Raw genomic sequence first — 7,709 nt, 5'->3', positions numbered from 1 at the left:
AGATCAATCTGACTCAGTCGCTCTTATCTCAAAGATAAAGCATAAACAAAACACAGGGATACCCATAATGTACAGATAAATAAGACCATCAGGGGTGGAATTTTGCTTTGCAAAAAAAACAGAAAATTTGACCCTGGCTTTACTATACTCTCAAAAACAAGTCAAATTGCTTCTTACAAGTTCATTTTAAGACCTGATGTGTCAAAAATCAATATCTGAAGGTGATTTTTATAATACAAAAAATCACTTTGCAATTTGAAATTCAACTCCCACAAGAAGAGTTGAATTTAAATATACAAAGTGGAATTTAGTTTTTCATTTCACCAAAGTTTATAGATCATCAAATACTACATCAGTTATTTTATCAATATAATCAGCATGCCCTGATTATTATTCATGCTAGTCATCATCTTATATATAAAACAGATAAAGAATTTGTAGAAGATGATTGTTATTTAATATCTGACCTTCAAGATTTTGAGGATTCTGCTTATGGAATTTCTTTGGTTTTTCATGATGAAACAACAGCATTACAAGAAACACAAAAAATAAATCAAACATTTAAAGAAATAGAAGCCTTTCAAAACAAAGATTCCATTGATATTGTGCCAAAGGGTTGTTCTAAAGGAGAGGCATTAAAAAGAGTTAAAGACTATTATCAAATAACTTCTTTAGCGGGTATTGGCGATTCTTATAATGATTTATCAATGCTGACAAATGTTGATATTCCTATCACTTTTGTTGATGCTCCTCAAACATTAAAAGATATTACCCAGTTTCATGTTCATAGTGTTGCTGAAGCGATTGCCAATTTAAAATGTTATAACAAAATAGAATGATGACTTCTTGTTATATGTTTAGCAAAATATATCTCTTTTATAATGAGAGATATACTTTTCTAAATGATAATTTTTTTCATGAAAATTAAAGTTCATATCTTATTTCTGCATATTTTTTTGATTTCATAAAAGCATATAGCTTTACGTGTATTGTTTTCTATAATAAAGGTATCAAGCAAACGAGTGAAAAAATGAATAAAATCGTATTTATTAATGTTGATGGAACATTATGAAACTATGAAAACAAATTACCTGAATCTGCTGCCATTGCCATCCAACAAGCTCATGTAATTGATGAACTTCTGAAACATCTTCATGCCAGTATAGAAGATACCCTAGCTTTTGGAGATGCTAAAATTGATATCCCAATGTTAGAATATTGCCACGTTGGTGTAGCCATGGGTAGTGGTGGTGAAGAAATCAAAGCTATGAAATGATAACTATAGTCAATAAGAATGATATTAGATTTTAAGGATTAAGTTAAGATACTGGTTCAATTGAAAATTGGTACCTTTTTGATTATATCAAAATAATTGATTCATCTTACTTTTTTAGATGAACTTATTTTTGATTTGACCCTTTAGTTAATACCCTAGTTTATATATCTTCTTTTTGAGCAATAAACTGTGTCAAATAAAATGGAATACATAATATATCTTTGTCTTTAGATACATCTTTTGAGTGAATAATATAGCGATTAAGAATTCTGTCAGAAAATTTAACATAAAATTCATCAATAGAAGTATGAACCTTATAATTTGATGATTTGACTTCAATAGGGCAAATCTTATTTTTCCTAGATAGTATAAAATCAATCTCATAATTTTTCTTTTGCTTAACATTAGAAAAAGTATAATAAAATAATTCATTTCCTGTTGACGTTAATATCTGTGCAACTGCATTTTCATATAAATAGCCTAAATTTGCAGAAAGTTTGTCATTCAATAATTTTTCATAGATAATATTATCTGTAAAGTCTTTATCCTTAAATTGAAGTGTAACAAACAGTCCTGTATCGGCCAGATACGAGGCATTATTTTTTTTACTAAATAAAATAAGCTTATATATGCGTATTATATTGATTATATCAATATTTTTTGGTTTTCATTAAAAATATTAAAATGCTATAGTTTATTATAAGTTGGTATAACTTGTAGATGACTTGTTGTAAAATTGGTTGTAAGAATTATCAAGATATTGTTTATCAATTCTTTCCATTTCGGATATTACAACATCAAAAGTTGCATGTGTGTACAGTGAAAGCGTTATCATAACATCTGAATGACCCATGATTTCACTTAAAATCTTTGGATTCATATTTCTTAATGCCATTCGTGTACAAAAAGAATGACGTAAAGAGTGGGCAGTGAAAAATATTTCTTGCTGATGAGTTTTATTATATTCGTTTCTAATTTTACATATCCATCTTGAAATATCTCTTTTTGTAACAACTCTTTTGTTTTTGCCGAGGAAAATAAAATCATTATGACCATCTATTGTTTCAATGCAATCTTCTTTGTTTTCAAGAATATGTTTGAATGCAAGATAGACACTTTCTAACATTGGTATGACTCTAATCCCACTCTTTGTTTTTGGTGGTTGTAAAGTCTTTTTGTTACCTTCAATCACAAGTTGATGATTTACATAGATAAGACGTTTTTCAATGCAAATATCTGAAACAGTTAATCCACACAATTCACTTACTCTCAATCCAGTTCCTAGCAATATAATAAAATAATCATAATACTTGCTAAAGCGCTTGTGACCACTTATGAAATTTAGAAGTTCTTTCTCTTCTTTTTCAGTAAGTGCTTTTCTTTCTATGGCGTCATATTCTATTAGCTCATTTAATCTAAATGAGAATGGATTTTTTAAGACCATATCATTTTGAATTGCCATAGAAAATGAGGCTTTAAGTGTAGAATTAATCATTTTGATTGTATTGTATGATAGTCCTTTGTTACTCAATTCAATGATCCAATCCTTTGCATTTGTTTGTTTAACATCACAAACTTTACTTTGACCTAAAACACTATTTCTTAGATATTGCAAAGCATAGTCATATTTGCTTTTAGTTTCATATCTTGATTTGGTTTTATAACTAATATATTTCTCAACTAGCTTATTTACTGTCATATTTGCATTTTGAATATCTATACCATATGCAATATCTTTTTCCAATTTTGCTATTTTTTCTCTCAATGATAACTCATATTTACCATTAATCAACTTATCAGTAGGTAAAAGTCTATTGCTATATATGTATCTTGCTTTTCCACCTTGTTGATACTTGTAACAATACCTCCCATCTTTCCTTTGGCTTTCGCCATTTTTCAATAATCTTTTTTTATTGTCGTATCGTTTTTTTCCTGACATTTTTCTTCTCTCCTTTGTATTACTTTGAAAAGAAAAAGGTCTCTAATACATATATAATTTTACTAAAAATATAAGTATTTATAAAGACCAAATTTCTATAATTCTTTCAATGAATTTATAAAATTTTCTAGTTGCTTCTTTTTAAAAAGAATATGACTACCCTTTTTAAGAGTTATATCTACATTTGGATTAAATTCTGCTAATCTTCTTAATCTGTTCGCTGAAATATTGAAATATTCACTGGCTTCATCAGGTGTGAGCAAAAACTTATCACTTATTTTTAGATTTTGATTTTTTGTCATATAAAGGGATGCCTTCCTCTTTAAAAACCTTATTAAACGCTTTAATAGTTACACCTGTTTCAATTATCTCACCTGTATCAATATTGACTAAGTCATACAACTTGCATTTACGATAACGATTAGCCTTGTATGATTGCGATTTAATATTGAGACGAAGTTCACAGTTATAAATCTCTTTAAGTATTCTCTTGATTCTCCATAAACTATATTCACACATACCTATTTACCTCTCATTAGTCTTTCAAATTCTTCATCACTGAGTCTTCTCATATTGAAAAAGGGTTCTTCCTTATGTGCCATTTCTATTTCTTCTTCTGATAGTTTATGTAAAAATGGCATATATTCATTGATTTTATCATCAACAGACTCCGATATTTGCTTTTCAACAAATTTTTCAATCAAATCATTTTTCATAATGACCTCATCAGAATACTTTTTTTCTTTTGAATTCCAGTATGATGTATATATATATTTATTTGTAACTCTGATATGAATTTGACATCTTCTTTTAAACTGTATCGAACTTTCATTTTCCTCGGAAAATACATTTCTATAAAATGTATCAATGTCGAGAACTGTTGTTATAATTATTAACTCACAGTTAATGTAAGGATTTTTATAACGTGATTTAATTGACGTACTGCTGTTATTATCTAAAAATTTTAAGATATCTGATAAACTTAGAGCAGATGGTCGCAAATCATCTAAGATAATTGCTGGTTGAGAACTATAACCGTCAAGAACATCATTTGAAGACGAACTTATAAAATATACCAATTCCATATTTTCGCAAATCTTCTTTGCAAGTATTGTTTTTCCCGCTCCTGCTTCACCAGTAATAAAGATTACAGTTTGATTTCTTGATGTTTCTGTATTACGTCTATGGTCATTATAGGTTTTAAATGCCTCATCAATAATTCTCTTATGAAAAGTATAGAATTTTGCATCAATAACGAGTGTCTTTTCATATTCACGTATTTCACCTATCAGTATCTTATCAATTATTTCATTAAGAAGCTCTTTATCATCTTTCTTTTGGATAGCTTCTATTATATTGAAATTTGAAAAAACCTCATCAATACTATATTGATATTTGTTGGGTGCATTGAGATGCATCAAATACTTAAAGCTGTCTTCAAATTTTTTTGACTTTATCCTTTCAATGAAATTTTCTTTGACCTTAAAAACACTAGCAATATTAGTTGTTGGCATTGGATTGGTAAATTCCAAAATCAAATGAATATGCCTTTTAATCAAATTACCATCCTTATCAGTATCCTTATCATGAAATATATATGCATAACGTTTTATATACATTTTTTCATTCAGCACTTTCATCATATTATCCAAATCAAACAATGTATTCCCATTTTTATCTTCTATTTGTGAAACAATTTCACATCTTCTAAAACTTGTTGCCATAATATTCTCCTACTTTTTATACGATATACGACTTATACTCTAATATACGAGAGGGGACAAGCCCTACCCCTCTCGGTAAACCTTTTATAATGGTGTACTGATGATTTTATACATTTATACGTATAATTCAATACATCTAAAGATGTTGCTGATCCTTTTTCGTCAAAGCTTTATGCTTTTCCTCAAAGGATAGCAAACACTTTAGAATGTTTGTTTTCCACTCATCAATCCCATCAATCTTTGGAAACTTAACATACTGTACTCCAGTGGCATCTGACAGTAGAATACCCTCACCTTTTGAATATCTTCTTGACATATCTATATCTTCATCTCCAAATAGCATACGTTTGGATTCAGAAGATGGCTTCAACAAATTGATTCGGACATGAAAATTATCTCTTGACTCCTCAAAGTAATGGCTATATGGGACTTGACATATCATGATTAGCCCGAAACCATTTGCTGTTCCTCTACCAAGCATCAGTATTTCTGATATAATTCCCATAACTTTTTTAGACAGCTTATCTTTTGAGGTATCATACTTATTTTTCAAATAGCTCAAAAAACTGGGGTATTCATCAAATATCAAGATGTATCTAGGTATATTCTTAACATTACTTTTTCGTGCTTCGGTAAACTCATTGTAGAATTCCAATAATCCTTCAATACATCTATCTGCCGCATAAAAATGCTTATATGGTTCTAAAAATTGAAAATCTGCTGAATTTTTAAAATCTAAGAAAAATACCTTTACATCTTGTGATTTTGTTAAAATCTCTTTTAGAAGAAAGAATAGAGATGTACTCTTTCCGCATCCACTCTTGCCACATATCAGTATATGTGGTGCTGATTCCATATCAATCTGTATAGGAATCTTTACACCATACTTTTTCCAGCAATCAAGATTGTATCCAAAATTTATATCAATTGAGCTTTTTATCATCATTCCAACTTTCTTTTATATCATCATTAAATGATTTATTCTCTCTTTTTTTGTTTTTTAATCTATCCATATTGATTTCAAAATTTCCTACTTCCTGTATTCCTTGAGGACTCTTTGCAATAGAAATTATTAAAATTCCTTTATCCATATCATAATTAACACCTGCGAATCCACATACATCTAGATTAACATTGTAATCAATAAAAATATTTTGAATAATTGATTCTACAATTTGCTTGATAAATTTTTCTGCTAATATCTCATCATTTACACTTTCCAAATTATGAGCGCAAAATGTGTAAATTATGTAGTTTGATTTTTCTATAGGCATTTTTGCTAGTTTAAATATCTGAAATAGTTGATTAAAATCCTTGAAAATATCTAAAATATTTTCTTTTGTAAAGAACCCTTGTTCATTTATGCCGATTTTAAGACATATCTCTTGTTTCTTACTTACCCCAAAAAAAGATTTTATAAATCTCTTAACGATAGACTTGTAATAATCTAAAGCTTCTTCTATACTACATTTCGACATGACACTACGTGAATATGCTAAAGAAAAGCTACTCATTAACAATATAAGTAAGATAAGACACACCATTGTTAAAAGACTAATTATATTCATTTACTATTTCCTCCTAATACAATTCTTTATGGTAAGGATGAGAATAATCTCATCCTATACTCATCTAAATAAAATTTACTTACTTATCATTTTGATATCATCTGCTATAATACTGTCTTCGACTTTTTTCGAAAAGGTATTGTAATACGCTCTTACTCTTGCATTAATAAATGATACTTTAATAATTTGTTTATTATTAATTGCATCTTCAATCTCATCAATGCTGAATAATGCTTTTTTGTGGTTGACCGAAATATTCATTGTATCTAAAGTTATCGAATTTACTACAGTATACTTAATAGCTTCAACTTCTTCAGTCTTCTCGCCATCAACATATTTATACTTGGGCGAACATCTTTTCAAACCGTAATCATTGGGTATACCCAATGAATCTAAATTCACAAAATACGTTGTTAAAAGAGACATATTATACTCCTCCTTTTTACAAAAATTTTTGGTGATTTATTGCTTGATTCACGACTTCAAGCAAATAGGTTTTTTCGTTACCTGTAGACTACGATATTATAATAACCTATCATTTTTGACATAAGGGGGTGTCATTTTAAAAAAATTCGATAAAATAATTTTAGAACGCATTACATATAAATTTAAATTCATCTATAATGTAAATGAATTTTACAGAAAGGAAGTAGTCAAAATGACAAGCAAAAATTTGATTGAATCAACCTTAGATAATCTAGACGATTCTTTAAAATTACAGTATGTTGACTTAATGCTTACTGTCTATAAACAGCACTTGCTATATAGAAAAAATGAAGTATTAAAAAAAAAATCCTTATTTGCACAGTGAGCCTGTAAATAGTATAATAGATGTGCGATAAAAGCACTAACAATTATGCTTAGGCGAGCAGCTGTGCAATTGTGATGTGGAAGTCCTCTGCACAACTGTTCGCTTAAGCAGAGAGGACTTCCACATATGACAACTCAATACAAGAATCATTCTAGAAAGAGGACTCCATGGGACTGCAATACTAGCTTATCTCCTATGGAGACTTTTATCAAATCCAAATATCTAGATTCCTATGATTATAAGCATCCTTTTATTAAAGAAACAATGGAGGTTGATTTGCTTAATTCCTATGAAGTGACATGTTGCAAAAGATGTGCCTCCACTGATTTTAAGAAAAAAGGCTTTACCAAAAATGGTATTCAAAGATATTATTGCAACATCTGCAAGAGAT

General features: G+C 28.8%; 10 protein-coding genes. 3 read left to right on the top strand and 7 right to left on the bottom strand.

What is annotated here, in order from left to right:
* Window positions 1-317: 317 nt before the first annotated feature.
* Both B5G32_RS12885 and B5G32_RS12880 read left to right on the top strand, forming a co-directional pair.
* A complete protein-coding gene (locus B5G32_RS12885; protein ID WP_087936886.1) occupies window positions 318-839 on the top strand; it encodes an HAD hydrolase family protein in 522 nt (173 codons plus the stop codon).
* Window positions 840-1,105: 266 nt separating this feature from the next.
* Window positions 1,106-1,276: an HAD hydrolase family protein gene (locus B5G32_RS12880; RefSeq protein ID WP_087243710.1), complete on the top strand. Its 171-nt coding sequence runs from the start codon at window positions 1,106-1,108 to the stop codon at window positions 1,274-1,276.
* 160 nt (window positions 1,277-1,436) lie between these two features.
* Here the strand turns inward: B5G32_RS12880 and B5G32_RS12875 are convergent, their stop codons facing one another.
* From B5G32_RS12875 to B5G32_RS12840, 7 genes are all read right to left on the bottom strand, one after another.
* Window positions 1,437-1,895: a DUF4143 domain-containing protein gene (locus B5G32_RS12875; RefSeq protein ID WP_255374776.1), complete on the bottom strand. Its 459-nt coding sequence runs from the start codon at window positions 1,893-1,895 to the stop codon at window positions 1,437-1,439.
* 78 nt (window positions 1,896-1,973) lie between these two features.
* A complete protein-coding gene (locus B5G32_RS12870) occupies window positions 1,974-3,215 on the bottom strand; it encodes a site-specific integrase (protein ID WP_087936885.1) in 1,242 nt (413 codons plus the stop codon).
* Window positions 3,216-3,310: 95 nt separating this feature from the next.
* Window positions 3,311-3,517, bottom strand: coding sequence for an excisionase (locus B5G32_RS12865; protein ID WP_087936884.1), 207 nt, complete (start codon window positions 3,515-3,517; stop codon window positions 3,311-3,313).
* 219 nt (window positions 3,518-3,736) lie between these two features.
* On the bottom strand, window positions 3,737-4,939 hold the full coding sequence (locus B5G32_RS12855) for a Rep family protein (protein WP_087936882.1): 1,203 nt from the start codon (window positions 4,937-4,939) through the stop codon (window positions 3,737-3,739).
* 136 nt (window positions 4,940-5,075) lie between these two features.
* On the bottom strand, window positions 5,076-5,885 hold the full coding sequence (locus tag B5G32_RS12850; protein ID WP_087936881.1) for an ATP-binding protein: 810 nt from the start codon (window positions 5,883-5,885) through the stop codon (window positions 5,076-5,078).
* Entirely contained in the window at window positions 5,863-6,507 is a 645-nt protein-coding gene (locus tag B5G32_RS12845; RefSeq protein ID WP_087936880.1) for a hypothetical protein, read from the bottom strand. Before B5G32_RS12845 ends, B5G32_RS12850 begins: the two co-directional genes overlap by 23 nt.
* A 75-nt stretch (window positions 6,508-6,582) precedes the next feature.
* Entirely contained in the window at window positions 6,583-6,933 is a 351-nt protein-coding gene (locus B5G32_RS12840; RefSeq protein ID WP_087936879.1) for a hypothetical protein, read from the bottom strand.
* A gap of 511 nt (window positions 6,934-7,444) precedes the next feature.
* Between B5G32_RS12840 and B5G32_RS14420 the strand changes: the two genes are divergently transcribed.
* Window positions 7,445-7,709: IS1/IS1595 family N-terminal zinc-binding domain-containing protein (locus tag B5G32_RS14420; protein WP_479684590.1), on the top strand; the 265-nt coding region annotated here is incomplete at its 3' end.

The organism is Massilimicrobiota sp. An80 (assembly GCF_002159255.1).
GTDB classification, from domain to species: Bacteria; Bacillota_I; Bacilli_A; order Erysipelotrichales; family Coprobacillaceae; genus Allocoprobacillus; species Allocoprobacillus merdigallinarum.
Note: the sequence above shows the minus strand (reverse complement) of the source record. Positions and strands in the feature narration are given on the sequence as shown.